This is a genomic window from Roseateles asaccharophilus (assembly GCF_004362405.1).
Taxonomy (GTDB): domain Bacteria; phylum Pseudomonadota; class Gammaproteobacteria; order Burkholderiales; family Burkholderiaceae_C; genus Kinneretia; species Kinneretia asaccharophila.
In genome coordinates this window covers 97,748-118,220 of record NZ_SNXE01000010.1, presented here as the reverse complement: position 1 = coordinate 118,220, position 20,473 = coordinate 97,748, and the positions used below count along the sequence as shown (strand labels likewise).

The 20,473-nt window shown below is 66.2% G+C and carries 16 protein-coding genes and 1 tRNA gene; 2 read left to right on the top strand and 15 right to left on the bottom strand.

Going from position 1 to position 20,473, the window contains the following annotated elements; translation table 11 throughout:
• Positions 1–63: 63 nt before the first annotated feature.
• Entirely contained in the window at positions 64–606 is a 543-nt protein-coding gene (gene ppa, locus DFR39_RS17890; protein ID WP_133605201.1) for an inorganic diphosphatase, read from the bottom strand.
• Positions 607–859: 253 nt separating this feature from the next.
• Here ppa and DFR39_RS17885 point away from each other — a divergent pair, with 253 nt between their 5' ends.
• Both DFR39_RS17885 and DFR39_RS17880 read left to right on the top strand, forming a co-directional pair.
• Positions 860–3,013, top strand: coding sequence for a sodium-translocating pyrophosphatase (locus tag DFR39_RS17885; RefSeq protein ID WP_133605200.1), 2,154 nt, complete (start codon positions 860–862; stop codon positions 3,011–3,013).
• A gap of 119 nt (positions 3,014–3,132) precedes the next feature.
• Positions 3,133–3,984, top strand: coding sequence for a J domain-containing protein (locus DFR39_RS17880; protein WP_133605199.1), 852 nt, complete (start codon positions 3,133–3,135; stop codon positions 3,982–3,984).
• A gap of 212 nt (positions 3,985–4,196) precedes the next feature.
• Here the strand turns inward: DFR39_RS17880 and DFR39_RS17875 are convergent.
• The 14 genes from DFR39_RS17875 to DFR39_RS17810 form a co-directional block, all read right to left on the bottom strand.
• A tRNA-Pro gene (locus DFR39_RS17875) sits at positions 4,197–4,273 on the bottom strand.
• Between the two features lie 31 nt (positions 4,274–4,304).
• Positions 4,305–4,748: a MerR family transcriptional regulator gene (locus tag DFR39_RS17870; RefSeq protein ID WP_133605198.1), complete on the bottom strand. Its 444-nt coding sequence runs from the start codon at positions 4,746–4,748 to the stop codon at positions 4,305–4,307.
• Between the two features lie 34 nt (positions 4,749–4,782).
• On the bottom strand, positions 4,783–5,145 hold the full coding sequence (locus DFR39_RS17865; RefSeq protein ID WP_133605197.1) for an integration host factor subunit alpha: 363 nt from the start codon (positions 5,143–5,145) through the stop codon (positions 4,783–4,785).
• Positions 5,146–5,207: 62 nt separating this feature from the next.
• Positions 5,208–7,622, bottom strand: a complete 2,415-nt coding sequence (pheT, locus tag DFR39_RS17860) for a phenylalanine--tRNA ligase subunit beta (protein ID WP_133605196.1) — start codon at positions 7,620–7,622, stop codon at positions 5,208–5,210.
• A 50-nt stretch (positions 7,623–7,672) separates the two neighbouring features.
• Positions 7,673–8,710 (bottom strand): phenylalanine--tRNA ligase subunit alpha, encoded by a 1,038-nt coding sequence (locus DFR39_RS17855; RefSeq protein WP_133605195.1) that lies wholly within the window; start codon positions 8,708–8,710, stop codon positions 7,673–7,675.
• A 124-nt stretch (positions 8,711–8,834) separates the two neighbouring features.
• Entirely contained in the window at positions 8,835–9,191 is a 357-nt protein-coding gene (gene rplT, locus DFR39_RS17850; RefSeq protein ID WP_058934277.1) for a 50S ribosomal protein L20, read from the bottom strand.
• 25 nt (positions 9,192–9,216) lie between these two features.
• Positions 9,217–9,420 (bottom strand): 50S ribosomal protein L35, encoded by a 204-nt coding sequence (gene rpmI, locus DFR39_RS17845; protein WP_029001830.1) that lies wholly within the window; start codon positions 9,418–9,420, stop codon positions 9,217–9,219.
• 127 nt (positions 9,421–9,547) lie between these two features.
• Entirely contained in the window at positions 9,548–10,093 is a 546-nt protein-coding gene (infC, locus tag DFR39_RS17840) for a translation initiation factor IF-3 (protein ID WP_211343905.1), read from the bottom strand.
• 62 nt (positions 10,094–10,155) lie between these two features.
• A complete protein-coding gene (gene thrS, locus DFR39_RS17835) occupies positions 10,156–12,063 on the bottom strand; it encodes a threonine--tRNA ligase (RefSeq protein ID WP_133605193.1) in 1,908 nt (635 codons plus the stop codon).
• Positions 12,064–12,251: 188 nt separating this feature from the next.
• Positions 12,252–13,358 carry a patatin-like phospholipase family protein gene (locus tag DFR39_RS17830; RefSeq protein ID WP_133605192.1) on the bottom strand — a complete coding sequence of 369 codons (1,107 nt, stop codon included), beginning with the start codon at positions 13,356–13,358 and terminating at the stop codon, positions 12,252–12,254.
• Positions 13,358–15,577 (bottom strand): TonB-dependent receptor plug domain-containing protein, encoded by a 2,220-nt coding sequence (locus DFR39_RS17825; RefSeq protein WP_162849576.1) that lies wholly within the window; start codon positions 15,575–15,577, stop codon positions 13,358–13,360. The genes DFR39_RS17830 and DFR39_RS17825 overlap by 1 nt, the downstream gene beginning before the upstream one ends.
• A 129-nt stretch (positions 15,578–15,706) precedes the next feature.
• Complete coding sequence (locus tag DFR39_RS17820; protein WP_133605190.1) at positions 15,707–18,055, bottom strand: Tex family protein; 2,349 nt, start codon at positions 18,053–18,055, stop codon at positions 15,707–15,709.
• A gap of 83 nt (positions 18,056–18,138) precedes the next feature.
• Complete coding sequence (locus DFR39_RS17815; RefSeq protein WP_133605189.1) at positions 18,139–19,428, bottom strand: TIGR03862 family flavoprotein; 1,290 nt, start codon at positions 19,426–19,428, stop codon at positions 18,139–18,141.
• A gap of 58 nt (positions 19,429–19,486) precedes the next feature.
• Positions 19,487–20,407 carry a LysR family transcriptional regulator gene (locus tag DFR39_RS17810; RefSeq protein ID WP_133605188.1) on the bottom strand — a complete coding sequence of 307 codons (921 nt, stop codon included), beginning with the start codon at positions 20,405–20,407 and terminating at the stop codon, positions 19,487–19,489.
• Positions 20,408–20,473: the final 66 nt, after the last annotated feature.

Below are 20,473 nucleotides of genomic sequence, written 5' to 3'. Positions count from 1 at the left end.
AAAAAGCGCCCCGCGGGGCGCTTCCTCGTTGGCACCGGCCAAAGCGGCCGGTTGCACGGGCCATCAGGCCTTCTGCTCGGCCTTGGCGTAGTTGGCCAGACCGGCCACCACCTCGGCCTTGGCGGCCTCGGGGCCTTCCCAGCCCTTGACCTTGACCCACTTGCCGGCTTCCAGATCCTTGTAGTGCTCGAAGAAGTGCTGGATGGCCTTCAGGCGCATCTGGTTGATGTCCTCGGGCTTGGTCCAGTGCTCGTAGATCGGCAGGATCTTGGTGGTGGGCACAGCCAGCAGCTTGGCGTCGCCGCCGGCTTCGTCGTCCATCTGCAGCACGCCGATGGGGCGGCAGGTCACGACCACGCCGGGGGTAAGCGGGAAGGGGGTGATCACCAGCACGTCCACCGGATCGCCGTCGTCCGACAGGGTCTGGGGGATGTAGCCGTAGTTGCACGGATAGTGCATGGCCGTGGTCATGAAGCGGTCCACGAACAGGGCGCCGCTCTCCTTGTCCACTTCGTACTTGATCGGATCCGCGTTCATCGGGATCTCGATGATGACGTTGAATTCTTCAGGGGCCTTCTTGCCCGGGGTCACGTTGTGCAGGCTCATGATGTGGTGCTACGCCAGGGGAAACCCGGATTCTAGCGGCAGGGCTTGCCTGGGGCTGACACCAGCCTGCCCCAAAAACCAGGCTCCTGCCCTGTCATCCACTGGTAAACGCTCAAGCACGGGCGCTCGGGCCTCCACTAGCATGAGCTCGACCGACCTGTGGACATGGCGAGAGCGTGCAGGGCTGGCGTTTGTTGTACTCGACTCACAGGCGTCCCTTCATCACGGCAGTACCACCAGAGGAGACATGCTTATGTCGACGGAAGTAGCGCTGTACTTCGCACTGGCCTGCGGTCTGGCCGCAGTGCTCTACGGTTTCATCCAGCGCAGCTGGATCCTCAGCCAGGACGCGGGCAACGCCCGCATGCAGGAAATCGCCGCAGCCATCCAGCAAGGCGCCGCGGCCTATCTGGCCCGCCAGTACAAGACCATCGCCATCGTCGGTGTGCTGCTGGCCGTGCTGATCGCGGTCTTTCTAGACCTGCGAACCGCGGCGGGCTTTGTGGTGGGCGCCGTGCTCTCGGGCGCCTGCGGCTTTATCGGCATGAACGTGTCGGTGCGCGCCAATGTACGCACCGCCCAGGCGGCCACCCAGGGCATGGGGCCGGCCTTGAATGTGGCCTTCAAGGGCGGCGCCATCACCGGCATGCTGGTGGTGGGCCTGGGCCTGCTGGGCGTGGGCCTGTTCTTCATGTACATCGCCGGCGGCAGCGGTGCGGGTCTCAAGGCCGATTCGGCCACGCTCAAGCCCCTGCTGGGTCTGGCCTTCGGTTCCTCGCTGATCTCCATCTTCGCGCGCCTGGGCGGCGGCATCTTCACCAAGGGCGCCGATGTGGGCGCCGACCTGGTGGGCAAGGTGGAAGCCGGCATTCCCGAGGATGACCCGCGCAACCCGGCCGTGATCGCCGACAACGTGGGCGACAACGTGGGCGACTGCGCCGGAATGGCGGCCGACCTCTTCGAGACCTATGCCGTGACCCTGATCGCCACCATGGCCCTGGGCGCGCTGATGATCTCGGGCGCCACGTTGCAGGCGGTGATCTATCCCCTGGTGCTGGGCGGCTTCTCCATCATCGCCTCCATCATCGGTTGCTCCATGGTCAAGGCCAGCCCCGGCATGAAGAACGTGATGCCGGCGCTTTACAAAGGCCTGGTGGTGTCGGGCGTGCTCTCGCTGATCGGCTTCTTCTTCATCACCCGCGCCGTCATGCCGGACGATGCCCTGGGCAGCGCCGGCTCGCAGATGCGTCTCTTTGGCGCCTGTGTGGTGGGCCTGCTGCTGACCGCCGGCATGGTCTGGATCACCGAGTACTACACCGGCACCGACTACAAGCCGGTGCAGCATGTGGCCCAGGCCTCCACCACCGGCCACGGCACCAACATCATCGCTGGCCTGGGCGTGTCCATGCGCTCCACGGCCTGGCCGGTGCTCTTCGTCTGCATTGCCATCGTGGTGGCCTACAAGCTGGCGGGCCTGTACGGCATTGCCATCGCCGCGACCTCCATGCTGAGCATGGCCGGCATCGTGGTGGCACTCGATGCCTACGGCCCCATCACCGACAACGCGGGCGGCATTGCCGAAATGGCCGAGCTGCCGGACAGCGTGCGCGCCATCACCGACCCGCTGGACGCCGTGGGCAACACCACCAAGGCCGTGACCAAGGGCTATGCCATCGGCTCCGCCGGCCTGGCCGCCCTGGTGCTCTTCGCCGACTACACGCATGCGCTGGAAGCCCGCGGCATGCAGGTGAGCTTCGACCTCAGCAACCATATGGTGATCGTGGGCCTCTTCATCGGTGGCCTGATCCCCTACCTCTTCGGTGCCATGGCCATGGAGGCCGTGGGCCGCGCCGCGGGCTCGGTGGTGGAGGAAGTGCGGCGCCAGTTCCGCGACATCAAGGGCATCATGGAAGGCACGGGCAAGCCCGAGTACGGCCGCGCCGTGGACATGCTGACCAGCGCCGCCATCAAGGAAATGATCGTACCCTCGCTGCTGCCGGTGATCGTGCCCATCCTGGTGGGCATGTTCCTGGGTGCCGAGGCCCTGGGCGGCCTGCTGATGGGCACTATCGTCACCGGCCTCTTCGTGGCCATCTCCATGTGCACCGGTGGCGGCGCCTGGGACAACGCCAAGAAGTACATCGAGGACGGCCACCATGGCGGTAAGGGCAGCGAGGCTCACAAGGCGGCCGTCACTGGCGACACCGTGGGCGACCCCTACAAGGACACCGCCGGCCCGGCCGTGAACCCGCTGATCAAGATCATCAATATCGTGGCCCTGCTGATCGTGCCCCTGCTGCCCATGGCCGCCAGCAGTCACAAGGCGCCGGAAGCCCCCGCCGCGCAAACGGCACCTGCCCCGGCGGCTACAGCACAGGTGGCCAGCAGCGCAGCCTCACAGCCATGAGTTCTGCTGGTTTTCCCGCATAAGCCCGTATGAGCCCGCATTTGCGGGCTCATCCTCTTTTGCAGAAGCCGAGGGAGGCCACACAATGTGCGAAACATCACAAGCGAGGATTTGAGGGCATGAGGAACCTGGCCATTGATCGACAGGAATTGGCGCGCAGGCAGGCACGCTTGTCCGATCTGCAGGCGACTCTGAGCGAACAGGAACAGGCTCATCGCAAGCTGCATGAGCAGGTCCAGGCCTTCGTCGATCGCTACAGCGATCTGCTGGGCCCGCTCTACATGGAGCTGGATGCGCTCGAGTCCCAGTTGCATACGGCCATGGTCTATCTCCATGAGGCACTGCAACGCAATGGCGTCAGCGCCCACGAGCCCATCCCGCCCAAAGCCAGCGCTCTGCCCCCCATGCTCGCCCGGCTGCCCGCCGGTGCGCCGCTGCCCGCACAGCCTGCGGGTGGCTTGCAAGACCTGGCCCCGCCGAGCCTCAAGCAGCTTTATCGCCGCGCCGCAATGCGTTTTCACCCCGATCTGGCGGGCAGCACCGTCGAGCGGCAGCGCCGCGAGTCGCAGATGATGACGGTCAACAAGGCCTATGAGCAGCAGGACCGCGCCCAGCTGGAACAGTTGCTGATCGCTGCAGGCGAGGCGCCAGAGCGTGTCACGGGCAACAACAGCCTGGCCATGCTGGAGTGGCTGCAGCGCTGCGAGCAGGCCGTGCAGGGACGGCTGCGCGTGGTGCAGGCTCATCAGGCCGCCCTGCTGGCCCATCCCATGCACCGGCTCTGGGCCGCCATCGTGCAGGCCGAGGCCAAGGGCCTGGATCCCATGGGCGTGATGGCCAGCCGCCTGCGCAGCCAGATCGTGGAGCGCCGCCGCGAGCTCTATATCGGCCAGCGCCTGCAGCCCGACTCGGGCCTGGCCCAGAACTTCCTGCATCAGCGCCGCCTGCGTGTGATGGGCACGGCGGCCTGAAGCCACGAAAGCAATTGCGCACACCGCGCAAACGACAACGGGCCCTCACAGGGCCCGTTTGCTTTTGTGGGGAATCGGGTGCGCCGGCAATGCGACCTCCCGCACCTGCCAGGGTACTCAGTCTCTCGACCATGGCCATGAAGCTCGTGGTGCTCAACAAGGCCCAGAAACGATAAAGCCCAGCATCTTTCGATGCTGGGCTTTTCGTTCAATGGTCGGGGCGGCGGGATTCGAACTCGCGACCCCTTGCACCCCATGCAAGTGCGCTACCAGGCTGCGCTACGCCCCGACTGAGCCTCAAATTATAAGACAGTTTTTTCCTAGATTGCAAGCAGTGTTTCGCGAATCGCAATTAATTCTTTTCGAACCTGCTCCAGGGACAGCTCGCCGCCCGCGGTGATGGGGCCGTCCACGGTATTGGCGGCGGACTGCTGTGCCTCATCGTCCATGGGCAGGCCTGCTTCCAGAGCCTCTTCACGGAAGGCCTGCGCCGCGTCGACGCGCCCAGCGCCAACTTCGGCCAACTGATTGCGCGCGCCCGAAATGGTGAAGCCCTGGTCATACAACAGATCCCGGATGCGACGGATCAGCAGCACCTCGTGATGCTGGTAGTAGCGCCGGTTGCCGCGCCGCTTCATGGGCTTGAGCTGGGTGAACTCCTGCTCCCAATAGCGCAGCACATAGGGCTTCACGCCACACAGCTCACTCACCTCACCGATAGTGAAGTAGCGTTTGGCGGGAATGGCGGGGAGCGCTCTATCCATTGAAATCAAGGGCTTCGGAGGCGGAGGTCAGACTCTACTCGAAGTCTTCCGCGCTGGATGTATCGCCTTGCACCTGCTCTTTCAGCTTGTGACTGGCGTGGAAGGTGACCACATTGCGAGCCTTGATCGGGATCGCTTCGCCGGTGCGCGGATTGCGGCCCGGGCGAGGCGCCTTGCGCCGGATATTGAAGTTGCCGAAGCCCGAGAGCTTCACATCGCGACCCTGCACCAGCTGGCCGTGGATGATGTCGAAGAAGGCCTCGACCATATCCTTGGACTCGCGCTTGTTCAGGCCCAGCTTGTCGAACAGCAGCTCGGCAAGCTCAGCCTTGGTGAGCGTGGGCGTCTCCAGACTGCCCAGCAGCACGCGCGCGGCTTGTTGTTGCTCCTCGCTCATGGTCCTCGCTTCCTCCTAGCCTACGGCTCTGTCTTTTATCGTGCGGACGCTGTCGTGGCGGCTCAGCCGCGCAGACGGGCGCCCAGCTTCTCGCCGAGTGCCGCCAGCACCTTGGAGACGGCCTGCTCGATGCGCTCATCGGTCAGGGTGCTCTCCTCGTCCAGCAGCTCCAGGCGCACGGCCAGGCTGCGCTCGCCAGCCTTGAGCTCGGCCGTGGGCTGGGCGGGCTTGAACACGTCGAAGAGCTTGGCCGAGCGGATCAGACCCTCATGGGCGCCAGCGATGGCGGCCATCAGCGCATCGTGTGTCACGCCCTCGCCCACGATCACCGCGATATCGCGCTGCACCGACTGCTGGCGCGGCACGCCAGCACTCTTGGGCAGGCTGCGTGCCAGCACGGCGTCAAGCGTCAGTTCAAACAGCACCGGAGCCTGGGGCAGCTCATAGCCCTGGCGCCACTTGGGGTGCAGCTCGCCGATCACGCCGATCTCGGCGCCCTCCAGCAGCACCTTGGCCGAACGGCCAGGATGCAGAGCCGGATGCTCGGCGGCCACAAAGCTCAGCTGGCGCGGCGCGAACAGGGCTTCCAGATCGCCCTTCACATCGAAGAAGTCCACCTGACGGTCGCGCTGGCTCCACTGCTGCTGCTCGGCCGGGCCATAGGCCAGGCCGGCCAGGCGCATGGGTTGGGCCACGCCGGCAATGCTGCTGTCGCTCTCCACCACCGAGGCGTCGCGCAGGAAGACGCGGCCGATCTCGAACACGCGCACGCGCGGCGCCTTGCGCGCCAGGTTGTGGCGCAACACCTGCACCAGGCTGCCGATCAGGCTGGAGCGCATCACGGCCAGGGGGGCGGCGATGGGGTTGAGCAGCTGGATGGGGTTGGCGTTGCCGGCCAGCTCCTGCTCCCAGCGCGCTTCCACAAAGCTGAAGTTGATGGTCTCGTAATAGTCGCGCCCGGCCATGGCGTGGCGCAGCGCATGCACCGCGCGACGCGACTCGCTGAGCGTCTTGCCCACCACCGGCGCCAGGGGCGGCGTGGCCGGCAGCTTGGGATAGCCCAGAACGCGGATGACTTCCTCGATCAGGTCTTCCTCGATCTGGATGTCGAAGCGGTAGCTGGGCGGGGTCACGGTCAGCGTGCCCTCGCCTTCCACAAAGTCCAGGCCCAGACGCTTGAAGACCTCGGCGCATTGCGCCTGGCTCAGCTCCATGCCGATCACCTTGGCGGCACGGGCCACACGCAGGGTCACGGGCTTGCGCTCGGGCATGGCGGCCACCTGGTCGTCCATGGGACCGGCTTCGCCGCCGCAAATCTCCAGGATCAGCTGGGTGATGCGCTCGATGTGCTCGACCGTGCCCACCGGGTCCACACCGCGCTCGAAGCGGTGACCGGCGTCGGTGGAGAAGTTGTAGCGGCGCGAACGGCCGGCCACGGCCTTGGGCCACCAGAAGGCGGCTTCCACATAGACGTTCTTCGTGTCATCGGACACGGCGGTGGCGTCGCCGCCCATGATGCCGGCCAGGGACTCGACCTGCTCGCGGTCGGCGATCACGCCCACCTGCTCGTCCACCGTGATGGTGTTGCCGTTCAGCAGCTTGAGCTGCTCGCCAGCCTTGCCCCAGCGCACGATCAGCTCGCCGTGGATCTTGTCCAGATCGAAGATGTGGCTGGGACGGCCCAGCTCGAACATCACGTAGTTGGAGATGTCCACCAGGGGCGAGACCGAGCGCTGGCCGCAGCGCGCCAGGCGCTCCACCATCCACGCCGGGGTCTGGGCCCGGGTGTTGATGCCGCGCACCACGCGGCCCGAGAAGCGGCCGCACAGATCGGGCGCCTCGATGCGCACCGGCAGCTTGGCCTCATGCTTTACGGCCACGGGCGGGAAGCTGGGCGCCTGGAGCGGCGCACCGGTCAGGGCCGAGACCTCGCGGGCGATGCCATAGACGCTCAGGCAATGCGCCAGATTGGGCGTGAGCTTGAGCGTGAACAGCATATCGTCCAGGTTCAGATGCTCACGGATGCTCTGGCCCACCGGCGCGTCGGCCGCCAGCTCCAGCAGGCCGCCATGGTCCTCGCTGAGCTTGAGCTCGCGGGCCGAGCACAGCATGCCGAAGCTCTCCACGCCGCGCAGCTTGCCCTTGCCTATCTTGAAGGGCTGGCCATCCTCGCCCGGGGGCAGTTCGGCGCCGATGGTAGCGAGGGGCACCTTGATGCCGGCGCGGGCGTTGGGGGCGCCGCAGACGATCTGCAGGGGCTCCGGGCCACCCGCGTTGACCGTGCAGACGCGCAGCTTGTCGGCATTAGGATGTTGCTCGGCCGTCAGGATCTCGGCCACGACGATGCCATGGAAGGGCGGCGCCGCGGGACGCAGCTCTTCGACCTCCAGGCCGGACATGGTCAGCAGCTCGGCCAGCTCTTGGGTGTTCAGCGCGGGGTTGCAGAAGCTCCGCAGCCAGGACTCGGGGAATTGCATGGTGTTCTGTTCTCTTCAGGCGTTCGTTTGACGGGCAGGTTCTCGAGCGATTACTTGAACTGCGACAGGAAGCGCAGATCGCCGTCAAAGAACAGGCGCAGGTCGCCCACGCCGTAACGCAGCATGGCCAGGCGGTCGATGCCCGAGCCGAACGCGAAGCCGATGTACTTCTCGGGGTCCAGGCCCATATTGCGGATCACCTGGGGGTGGACCTGGCCCGAGCCCGAGACCTCCAGCCAGCGGCCCTTGAGCGGGCCGGAGCCGAACATCATGTCGATCTCGGCGCTGGGCTCGGTGAAGGGGAAGTAGCTGGGACGGAAGCGGATCTCCATGTCCGTCGTCTCGAAGAACTGCTGCATGAAGTTCACGTAGACGGACTTGAGGTCCTTGAAGGAGATGTTCTCACCCACCCACAGGCCTTCGACCTGGTGGAACATGGGCGAGTGGGTGGCATCGCTGTCCACCCGGTAGGTGCGGCCCGGCGCGATCACGCGGATCTCGGGCATGGGCAGGCCGGCGTCGATGGCTGCCTTGTGCTTCTTCACATGCTGGACCGCGTAGCGGATCTGCATGGGGCTGGTGTGGGTGCGCAGCACATGACCGCCTTCGATGTAGAAGGTGTCGTGCATGGAGCGGGCCGGATGGTCTTCGGGCGTATTCAGCGCCGTGAAGTTGAACCAGTCGTTCTCGATCTCGGGGCCGTCGGCCACATCGAAACCCATGGAGCCGAAGATGGCCTCGATGCGCTCCATGGCGCGGGTGATGGGGTGCAGGCCGCCGGTGCCGCGAGCGCGCCCGGGCAGACTCACATCCAAGGCCTCGGCCTTGAGCTGGACGGCCAGCTCGGCATCGGCCAGGGCCTGGCGGCGGGCGTTCAGCGCGGCCTCAATGCCCTGTTTCAGTTGGTTGATCTGGGCGCCGCGGGTCTTCTTTTCCTCGACCGACAGCGCGGCCAGGCCCTTCATCAGCTCGGTCACCTGGCCGCTCTTGCCAATAAATCGGGCCTTGGCGTTCTCCAGGTCGGCGGGCGTGGCGGCGGCGGCAAACTCTAGGGTTGCCGTCTGTAGCAGTTGGTCGAGGTCGTTCATCGCGGGGCGATCGGATTCGGAGCAAACAAAATGAAAAAGGCCGAACACCAGGGTGTCGGCCTTGAAAGGCGCGCCTGGCTTGCGCCAGGCAGCCGCAACAGCCCCTTGCGGGGCCGTCGGGCAATTAAGCGAGAGCGGCCTTCACCTTGGCGAAGATGCTGGCAAAACCAGCAGGATCGTTGACGGCGAGATCAGCCAGGACCTTGCGATCGATGTCGATCTGGGCCTTCTTCAGGCCAGCCACGAACTTGCTGTAGCTCAGACCCAGGCCACGGCTTGCCGCGTTGATACGGGCAATCCACAGCTGGCGGAACACGCGCTTCTTGGCACGGCGGTCACGGTAGGCGTACTGGCCCGCCTTCATCACCGCCTGCTTGGCGATGCGGAAGACGTTCTTACGACGACCACGGAAGCCCTTGGCCAGAGCCAGGACCTTCTTGTGACGAGCACGTGCGGTAACACCACGTTTGACGCGAGGCATGTTGTATCTCCTTCAGTTCGTGGAATTACAGACCAGCAAAGGGCAGCATCGCAGCGATGTGACCCATGTTGGTTTCATGCACGTTCGCAGCGCCGCGCAGCTGACGCTTGTTCTTCGTGGTCTTCTTGGTCAGGATGTGGCGCTTGAAGGCCTGACCGCGCTTGACGGTACCACCCGGACGAACGCGAAAACGCTTCTTCGCGCTGCTCTTGGTCTTCATTTTGGGCATTGCATGCTCCTTCTAAGAACGTCCCAGCGGCGGTTGCGGGGCCCGCAACACTTGTCTGGCCACTGGAGACTTATGAGTCCCGCCGACGACCAAATCGACGGAACCAAAATCCTCAAACCTGCGGTGTTCAGCGCTTCTTGGGCGCCAGCACCATGATCATCTGCCGGCCTTCCAGCTTGGGCATGTTCTCCACCACGGCCACATCGGCGAGCTCGTCGCGGATACGCTCCAACAGACGCATGCCGATGTCCTGGTGGGTGATCTCGCGGCCACGGTAACGCAGCGTCACCTTGCCCTTGTCACCGTCCTCGGCGATGAAGCGGCGCAGATTGCGCATCTTGATCTGGTAGTCGCCTTCGTCCGTGCCCGGACGGAACTTGACTTCCTTGACCTCGATGACCTTCTGCTTGGCCTTGGCCTCGGCTGCGCGCTTCTGCTCCTGGTACTTGAACTTGCCGTAGTCCATCAGCCGGCACACGGGCGGGCTGGCGGTGGCAGCGATCTCGACCAGATCCACATCCAGGTCGCCTGCCATGCGCAGGGCTTCCATGATGGGAACGATGCCCAGAGGCTCGTTCTCCGGGCCGTTCAGACGGACCTCGGGAGCAGTGATTTCGCGGTTCAGCCGATGCTTACGCTCGGGAATCGCACGACGGTCAGCAAAAGTAGCGATGGTGCTTACCTTTCAACGAGCCCAAGGCGAGAGCCCAACAGACGAAAAAGCGCGCTCCGACTTCAGACCTTGTTCGCAATGTCCTCGGAGAGCTTGGCAATGAAGCTCTCCAGAGGCATCACGCCCAGGTCTTGGTTGCCACGAGCGCGCACCGCAACGGCCCCGTTTGCCTTCTCCTTGTCGCCAACGACCAGGATGTACGGAACCTTTTGCAAAGAATGCTCGCGGATTTTATACGTGATTTTTTCGTTCCGCAAATCGGCCGCCACCCTAAGCCCTTGTTTTTGCAGCGATTTCACGATTTCCTGAACGTAATCCGCCTGGGCATCCGTGATATTGGCCACCACCACCTGGGTGGGGGCCAGCCAGGTGGGCAGCGCGCCGGCATGCTGCTCGATCAGGATGCCGATGAAGCGCTCCAGGCTGCCCACGATGGCCCGGTGCAGCATGATGGGGCGGTGGCGAGAGCCGTCCTCACCCACGAACTCGGCGTCCAAGCGCTCCGGCAGGTTCGGGTCCACCTGGATGGTGCCGCACTGCCACTGGCGGCCCAGCGCGTCCTTGAGCGTGTACTCGATCTTGGGGCCGTAGAAGGCGCCCTCGCCCGGCAGGTACTCGAACTCGCAGCCCGAAGCCTTCAGACCTTCGGCCAGCGCGGCCTCGGCCTTGTCCCAGCTCTCCTCGGAGCCGATGCGCTTCTCGGGGCGCGTCGAGAGCTTGTAGAGGATCTCGGTGAAGCCGAAGTCCTTGTAGACCTTCTGCAGCAGGGTCGTGAAGGCCGTGACTTCGCCCTGGATCATGTCCTCGGTGCAGAAGATGTGACCGTCGTCCTGGGTGAAGCCGCGCACCCGCATGATGCCGTGCAGGCCGCCGGTCGGCTCATTGCGGTGGCACTGACCGAACTCGCCGAAACGCAGGGGCAGGTCGCGATAGCTCTTGATGCCCTGCTTGAAGATCAGGATATGGCCGGGACAGTTCATCGGCTTGAGCGCGTAGTCGCGCTTCTCCGACTCCGTGGTGAACATGTTCTCGCGGTACTTGTCCCAGTGGCCGGTCTTCTCCCACAGCGACTTGTCGATGATCTGCGGGCCCTTGACCTCCAGATAGCCGTTCTCGCGGTAGACGCGGCGCATGTACTGCTCCACCTCCTGCCAGACCGTCCAGCCCTTGGGATGCCAGAACACGGTGCCGGGCGAGTGCTCGTCGATGTGGAAGAGGTCCAGCTCCTTGCCGATCTTGCGGTGGTCGCGCTTCTCGGCTTCCTCCAGCATGGTCAGGTACTTTTGCAGATCGTCCTTGCTGGCCCAGGCCGTGCCGTAGATGCGCTGCAACTGCTCGTTGTTGTGGTCGCCGCGCCAGTAGGCGCCCGCCACCTTCATGAGCTTGAAGTGCTTGAGCTTGCCGGTGCTGGGCACATGCGGGCCGCGGCACAGGTCTTCAAAGGCCCCCTCGCGGTACAGCGAGACCTCTTCATTGCTGGGAATGCTGGCGATGATTTCGGCCTTGTAGGCCTCGCCGATGCCCTTGAAGTAAGCCACGGCCTCGTCGCGCGGCAGCACGCGGCGCACCACCGCCTCGTCCTTCTTGGCCAACTCGCCCATCTTCTTCTCGATGGCGGCCAAATCGTCGGGCGTGAAGGGGCGCTTGTAGCTGAAGTCGTAGTAGAAGCCGTTCTCGATGACCGGGCCGATGGTGACCTGGGCCTCGGGGAAGAGTTCCTTGACGGCATAGGCCAGCAGGTGGGCGGTGGAGTGGCGGATCACCTCCAGGCCGTCGGCGTCCTTGTCGGTGATGATGGCCAGCTGGGCGTCCTGCGCGATCAGATGGCTGGTGTCCACCAGCTTGCCGTCCACACGGCCGGCCAGGGCGGCCTTGGCCAAGCCCGTGCCGATGGAGGCAGCCACCTGGGCCACGGTGACGGGGGCCTCGAACTGGCGCTTGGAGCCATCGGGCAATTGGATAGCGATCATGAAAACACTCCGGAGAAACAAAAAACGCGGCCTGGGCCGCGTTCTTGTGGGATGACGAAAAAGACGTGACGAGCCGCGGCCGACTAAACCTCAGAGGGGGTGGTCGTAGTTCGCGGTGTCATAACCTAGCTGCCTTTCTCGGTCCTTGTGGTGTTGCTTGGGGCTTTGAAACTGCGCCCGATTGTAAGTCAAGCCCGCCCGGGCAGGGGCAGGACATCCAGGCTGTCGCGCTCGCAGGCCCGCGCGAAGTCCTCACACAGGCGCTCGCTCTCGGCGATGGCCGCCAGCCAGGCTCGGGCGCGTGCCTGCACATCATCGCCATAGTGGCGGAAGTCATCGCGATCCGGGAGCTTGCCGCGCGGCAGGCGGGCCACCCAGTCCGGGTCCGGCGCCAGCAGCACGACATTGTCCAGAAAGGCCGTGGCCGCGTGCCGGTGCCGCAGGCTCTTGTCCAGCCAGCCCGGAATCACCTGCGCCTGGAAATGCGGATACAGCACCAGCCCTTCGCCCGCCATGGCCGCGTAGTTCAGGTGCAGGTGATAGTCGGTGATGCCACCGTCCCAGTAGGCGCCGCGCGGTCCGCCGGGCACATCGGGAACCGCCTGCAGCCAGAAGGGGATGGAGCAACTGGCCAGCAGGGCCGACTGCAGGTTCCGCTCACTGAGCTCGACCTGGTGACTGCGAAAGTCCGCCAACGGCATGGGCAGCGGTGCGCGCGGATCGGAGAACACCACCCGATCCAGCCACACCGACATGGCACGCCGCGACAGCAGATTGCTCGCGAACGCAGCCGAGTAGCCCAAGGGCGTGCGCAGACGGCCCTCGCGGCCCAGGATATGCCGGCCGCGCGAGGTGAAGACATGCAGACGGTAGCGCGGATGGGACAGCACCCGCGACTCCTGGGCGCCAAAGATCTCCGCCAGCTTGGCGGCGAAACCGCGGCTCACGGCCTCGGCCGTGGGGCGTTGGCCCGGCCGGCTTTCGTAGCGCTGATGCACATAGTCATGCGCCATGCGGGCAAAGGCCTGCACCGCGTCGGTCGCCTCGTGGGCGAGACAGGCCGTGGCCATGCGCCAGGCGCCGATGGAGGCACCCAGCAGATGTACATCCTGTGTGGCGGTCGGCAGCCAGCGTCCGAAAAGATGCTGATCCAGCTTGTTGAGGATCAGGCCCTTGGGACCACCGGCCGCAGCCGGGATGACCCGCACCTCCTCGGCACGCAAACCGCGTTCGCGCAGCCGCGCCCGGGCGCGCGGCCCGGCATAGATGCGCAGCGCGCCGCCGCCAGCTCCCATCAGAGCTTGTACTCCAGCATCGCCCCCCACCAGGTGCGCCCCTGGCGCTCGGTGGCGGTGTAGTCGTCCGTGGCCAGCAGGGTGCGCGAGCGGTTGTCCAGCGGCGCGAAGTTATTGGCCATCAGACGCAGGGAGGCCTGCTTGCTCAGCACCAGCTGGGCAAACAGATCCATGGACCGCACCCGCCCCTGCTCCAGCCACTGGGTCTCGCTCTGGCGCGTGGTGTAGCCGGGCGTGAAGCCCAGATTGCCCCCCAGCACCACGGGCATGGGCAAGGCGCTCAGCCGATAGTCCAAACCGAAGTTGGCCGACCAGGGCTGCTGGCCGTCCAGACGGTTGTTGGGGCCTTCCAGGGCCTTCACGCGTGAGCGGTAGTAGTTGAGCGAGCTTCGCAGGTTCAGGGCCAGCTTGGGGTCGAAGACCGAGGGCAGCAACTCGCCGGCCCGCCCCTTGAGCTCCAGCTCGATGCCGCTGGTGCTGGCGCGGGAGATGTTCAGCGGGGTCGACACCCAGCGCTGCACGGGCGACCAGCTCACCGTCCTAAGCACCACCTGATTGCGGATCAGATCCTGGATTTCGCGATGGAAAAAGCCCACGCTGACCATGCCGCCGGCGGACAGGTACTTCTCGAAGGCCAGGTCCAGGCCGGTCGCCAGCTCGGGCTTGAGTTGCGGATTGCCCACGCGATCGGGGGCAATCTGGGTGTTGGGCTTGCTGGCATCCGGATAGAGGCCGTTGAGCGCCGGCCGCCCCAGCAAGGCATTGAGTTCGGGCGCCTTGTAGCTGCGGGTCAGGCTGGCTCGGATCAGATCACGGCCCTTGGGATCCAGCTTGTAGTTCAGATGCCAGAGCGGCGTGATCACCTCGCTGGTGTTGCGCTCTTCCACCGCCAGGCCGCGGCTCTGGGTCACGATGCGCTCACCACGCAGGCCCAGATAGGTGGACCACTGGGGGCTAAGCTCCCACTCGTCCTGGATGAACAGGGCTTGACGCTGCACCCGCGCCCCAAAGGGCTGGCCATCAAAGTCAGGCAGTTGGGGCGAGCCCAGCTCCGTGACCTCGCGCTTCTCGTCGCGGCGGCGCGACTCCAGGTCCCAGCCCACCGTCAGGCTGTGCGACTCACCCAAGAGCTGGCCGAACTTGCCGCTCTGCGTGATGCTGCGGTCCAGGTTGTCGCCCACAGAACGGCGTTGCGGCATGCCGTTGCGGAAGGTCTGCACATCGAAGTCGCCCTCGGCACGCTGGCCGCCCAGCTTGAGCTCCAGCTTCTGGCTGTCGCTGAGCCGGTTCTGATAGTTGGCATTGGCGCGCACGGTACGGAAACCACCCCTGCCGGCGTTGTCATCCTCAAGGATGGGGCTGGCGGTCAGCACCTGATTGCTGAAGCTGGTTCTGTTGTTCCAACGGCCGTCCTGCGCGAAGGCCTGCACGGCCAGCGACTGCTCATCGTCAATCTTCCAGTTCAGGCGCGGGCTGCTGTTGATGCCACGACCCCAGAAGGGCTGCGCACCTTCCTGCACGGAGAGGGCGCTCTCTCCATTGGTCCCCGGCGCACGCTTCTCGGTGCGGGTTTCATTGAGACCGCGCCACTGGAACACGGAGATGGGCACCGACACGGCCACGCCACCCAGCACCCGCTCACCCCAGGTGAAGTTCAGCCCGCCCACGGGACGGTCGGCGTTGTAACCCAGGCGCATGCCCAGGTCACGCTGGCTGACGCGCGGCGCGTCCTTGAGGATGATGTTGATGGCGCCGGCCACGGCCTGGGCACTCTGGTCGGCCGTGGGGCCCTTGGTGACCTCGATGCGCTCCACCTGCTTGGGGTCGAGCTGGTCGAACTGGAAGCCCGGCGGGGCCGGGTCGCCATTGATCAGGATCAGGGTATAGCCCGCACCCAGGCCACGCATGCGCGGCGCATTGCCCTGCACGCTGACACCCGGCAGGCGCTTGAGCACATCGGCCACATTGCTGTCGCCGAAACGATCCAGCTCCTCACGGCCGTAGACCTGCTTGGCCACGGCCGCGCGGCGACGCAGATCGGTGTCGGTCTGCACCCGCGAGCTCAGCTCCACCCGATCCAGCCGGGTACCCGCCTGCGGGCGCGGCGACCCCGCGTCGCTCTCGCCGCCGGGCATGTCCTGCGCTTGCGCAGGGCTGCAGGCATAGCCGAGGGCCAGCAGCGTGCAGGCAAGGCTCAAGGGGCGGATACGAAAGGACAAGACAATCTCCAAGTGGCGCATGACGGGGCGAAGCCTAAGGGCAAATGCGCGAGTCTGCAGGCCTCATGCGACGAAATGCTGACTGCGCGGCGCCACTCGCAGGCGGCGCACCCAGACCAGGCCCCGCGCTCAAGCCTTGCGGCCGCCCTGCAGCTTGGCGAAGGCCGCCGCCATGGCATTGCCTGCCGGAGCCGTGGCCGGCGCCGTGCGAGCAGCGCCCGTGCGCTCCTGGCGGCCGGCGGGGCGGAAGCTGTTGTCCCCGCCCTTGCCGGCGCCAGCGCGCGGGGCCTGGGCGTCCAGCTTCATGGTCAGGGAGATGCGCTTGCGCGCCAGGTCCACTTCCAGCACCTTGACCTTGACGATGTCGCCTGTCTTCACCACCTCGCGCGCATCGTTGACGAACTTGTTGGAGAGCTGGCTCACATGGACCAGGCCGTCCTGGTGCACGCCCAGGTCCACAAAGGCGCCGAACTGCGCGACGTTGGAGACCGTGCCCTCCAGCACCATGCCTTCCTTGAGGTCCTTGAGGTCTTCCACGCCCTCGTTGAAGCGCGCCACCTGGAAGTCCGGGCGCGGATCGCGGCCCGGCTTCTCCAACTCGGCCAGCACATCCTTCACGGTGATGGCGCCGAACCTCTCGTCGGCCAGGGCCTCGGGGCGCAGGCTGCGGATCACATCGCTCTTGCCCATCACCTCGGTGATGGGGCGGGCCACCTTGTCCAGGATGCGTTGCACCAGGGGATAGGTCTCGGGGTGCACGCCCGAGAGGTCCAGGGGGTTGTCACCATCACGGATGCGCAGAAAGCCCGCGGCCTGCTCGAAGGTCTTGGGGCCCAGACCCGTCACATCCAGCAGCTGCTGGCGGTTGCGGAAGGCACCATGCGCATCGCGCCAGCGCACGATGGAGGCGGCCACCGTGCCCGAGAGGCCCGAGACGCGCGAGAGCAGCGGAGCCGAGGCGGTGTTCAGGTCCACGCCCACGGAGTTCACGCAGTCTTCCACCACCGTGTCCAGGGTCCGGGCCAGCTCGCTCTGGTTCACATCGTGCTGGTACTGGCCCACGCCGATGCTCTTGGGATCGATCTTCACCAGCTCGGCCAGCGGGTCCTGCAGGCGGCGGGCGATGGACACGGCGCCACGCAGGCTCACGTCCAGATCGGGCAGTTCCTTGGAGGCGAACTCGGAGGCCGAGTAGACGGAAGCACCTGCCTCGCTGACCACCACCTTCTGAATCTCGGTGCCGGGCGCGAGCTGCTGGATGCGCTTGATCAGGTCGGCCGCCAGCTTGTCGGTCTCGCGCGAGGCCGTGCCATTGCCGATGGCGATCAGGTTCACGCCATGCGTGGCCACCAGGCGCGCCAGGGTGTGGAGCGAGCCTTCCCAGTCCTTGCGCGGCTCGTGCGGATAGACCGTGCTGGTGTCCAGCACGCGGCCGGTATCGCTCACCACCGCCACCTTAACGCCGGTGCGTATGCCCGGGTCCAGGCCCATCACCACGCGCTTGCCGGCGGGTGCCGCCAGCAGCAGGTCGCGCAGATTCTCGGCAAAGACCTTGATGGCCACTTTCTCGGCCTCGTCGCGCAGGCGGGCGAAGAGGTCGCGCTCCAGGCTCATGCTGAGCTTGACCTTCCAGGTCCAGGCGATGGTCTTGCGGATCAGGGTGTCGCCGGCGCGGTTGGCGTGGCTCCAGCCCAGGTGGCGGGCGATGCGGCCTTCCGCCAGTCCCGGCTGGCCGGCCACCGTTTCCTCGTCCAGCACCAGCTTGGCGTCCAGGAACTCCTGGGTGCGGCCGCGGAACACGGCCAACGCGCGGTGCGAGGGCACGGTGCGGATGGGCTCGGCGTAGTCGAAATAGTCACGGAACTTGGCAATGTCCGGGTTGTTCTCGTCCTTACCCTCGCTGAGCTTGGACTGGAACAGGCCCTCGGCCCAGAGCCACTCGCGCAGCTTGCCGATCAGCACCGCGTCCTCGGCCCAGCGCTCGGAGAGCAGATCGCGCACCCCGTCCAGCACCGCGAAGCTGTCGGCGAAGCCCAGCTCGGCATTGATGAAGGCGGCGGCCTCGGCCTGCGGATCCAGCGTGGGGTCGGCAAAGAGCTTGTCCGCCAGCGGCTCCAGGCCGGCCTCGCGGGCAATCATGCCCTTGGTGCGGCGCTTGGGCTTGTAGGGCAGGTAGAGGTCTTCCAGCTCCTGCTTGGTGGGCGCGCCCAGGATGGCGGCCTGCAGTTCGGGCGTGAGCTTGCCCTGCTCCTCGATGCTCTTGAGCACCGCGGCGCGGCGGTCTTCGAGCTCACGCAGATAGCCCAGGCGCGCTTCCAGCTCGCGCAGCTGGGTGTCGTCCAGGCCGTCGGTGGCCTCCTTGCGATAGCGGGCGATGAAGGGCACGGTGGCGCCACCATCCAGCAGCTCCACGGCTGCGTTGACCTGGGCCGGGCGAACCTTCAGTTCCTCGGCAATTTGAAGCAGGATCTTGTCCAAAACAGCTCAAAACCTAGACGAAACGGGAAGCGCGGGAGTGTGCCATAGCCCCTGGTCAGGGCCATGCCCGGCTTGAGATCGGCTCAGCCTTGCGCGGCCAGCCAGCGGGCCGCCGCCGCACCCGCCACGCGACCGCTGGCCATGCTGGCGGTGAGCAGATAGCCGCCGGTGGGGGCTTCCCAGTCCAGCATCTCGCCGGCGCAGAACAGGCCGGGGCGGCGCTTGACCATCAGGCCCTCATCCAGATCCTCGAAGCGCAGGCCGCCGGCGGTGCTGATGGCCTCGGCCACCGGGCGCGGGGCGCGCAGGCGCAGGGGCAGGCGCTTGAGGCGCGCAGCAAGACAGGCCGGGTCCAGCATCTCCTCGCGGCTGAGCAACTCGTTAAGCAGGCCGGCCTTGAGCCCTTCGATGCCCAGGCGGCTCTTCAGATGGCTGGAGAGCGAGCGCGAGCCGCGCGGATGCGCCACCTCGGCCGCCACCTTGTCGGCGCTGCGGCCCGGCAGCAGGTCCAGCTCGATCAGGGCCTCGCCCTGCTCGGCGATCTCTTCGCGCAAGAGGGCCGAGGCGGCATAGATCAGCGAGCCCTCGATGCCGCTGGCCGTGATCACGAACTCGCCCTGGCGTTCGAAGCGGCGCGGCGTGGCGCCCCGCCCCGTGAAATGCAGGGCCACGGGCTTGACCGGCTGGCCGGCAAAGCGCTGGGCAAACACGGGGCTCCAGCCGGGCGCGTCCGCATGGGCGGCCGTGGGGCCGATGTCAAAGCCGCAGTTGGCGGCGCGCAGCGTCGCGATGTCCAGGCCCGCCTGGGCCTGCAGCAGGGGCGCCCAGGCGCCGTCCGAGCCCAGCTGGGGCCAGGACGCGCCGCCCAGGGCCAGCACGGTGACGCCGGGGCGCACGCACTGCTCCACGCCATCGGCCCCCTGCAGGCGCAGCGCGCCATCCTCGTTCCAGCCCAGCCAGCGCGTGCGCATATGAAAACGCACGCCCGCGGCGCGCAGGCGCGCCAGCCAAGCCCGCAACAGGGGCGCGGCCTTCATGTCCGTGGGAAAGACGCGGCCCGAGGTGCCGACAAAGGTGCTCACGCCCAGGCCCTCGGCCCAGGCGCGCAGGGCCGGGCCGTCAAAGGTGCGCAGCAGGGGCTCGATCCGGGACGCGCGCTCGCCAAAGCGCCCCACAAAGGGCTCGAAATCTTCGGAATGCGTGAGATTGAGCCCGCCCTTGCCGGCCAGCAGGAATTTGCGGCCCACCGAGGCCATGGCATCGCAAAGATCCACCTCCACGCCCGCCGCGCGCAGGGCCTCGGCCGCCATCAGGCCGGCGGGGCCGCCGCCGATGACCAGGGCCTGCGGGGCGGATGGGATGGGCTGGCTCATGGAAAACTCGTGCAGATGCGGGGCGCGACAGTGTGCCAGAAGCCCGCCGCGCAAGGGCTCAGACCTGCGGCCCCAGCTGGGACAGCATGTGCTGCTTGAAGGCCGCCGCGATGGGCGAGAGCTGCTTGCCGCGCGGCACCACCAGATACCAGCTGTTGGCAATGGGGAAGCCCTCCACCGGCAGCTCCACCAGATTGCCCGGCGCCATATGGGTCAGGGCCAGGCGGCTCAGGATGGCCAGGCCCAGACCGGCCGCCACCGACTCCTTGATGGCCTCGTTGCTGGCGATGGTGATGGATTTGTCCAGGCTCAGGCCCTGGGTCTCACAAAAGCGCTCGATGGCATGGCGGGTGCCCGAACCCGGCTCGCGCATCAGCCAGCGCTCGCCAGCCAGCGCCTTCCAGGGGATGCGACGGCGGCTGGCCAAGGGATGCTCGCGGGGCGCGATCACGACCAGCGGGTTCTCGGTCAGCAGGGTCAGCTCGATATCGAGCTCGCGCGGCGGGTGGCTGAAGACATAGAGGTCGTCCAGATTGTCCTGAAGACGGCGCCGGATCTCGGCCCGGTTGCCCACCTGGAACTCCACCTCCACCTGCGGATGCGCCTGGCAGAAGGGTCCCAGCAAACCCGGCACCAGGTATTTGGCCGTGGTCACCACCCCCAGGCGCAGGCGCCCCACCGAGAGCCCCGCCCGCTGGGCCAGACGCATCTCCAGCCGGTCCAGCACATCGAAGAGCTCGCGGCTGGTGGCCAGCAACTCCTCACCCACATCCGTCAGGTAGAGCTGCTTGCCGATCTGCTCGAAGAGCTGCACATCCAGGGCCTGGGCCAGCCGGGCCAGCTGGGTGGAGACCGTGGGCTGGGCCAGATGCAGCGCATGCGCCGCCTCGGTCACGCTCAGCCTCTCGGCCACGGCGCGAAAGACCTCCAGCTGACGGAAGGTGGTCTGGCGGGTGTGAAGCCGTTTTCGTATTGCCATTTGTAGATTTTGTCAGCCGAATAAATCTATTTTCACAAATTCACCGGATTTCCCAGAATTCGCTCC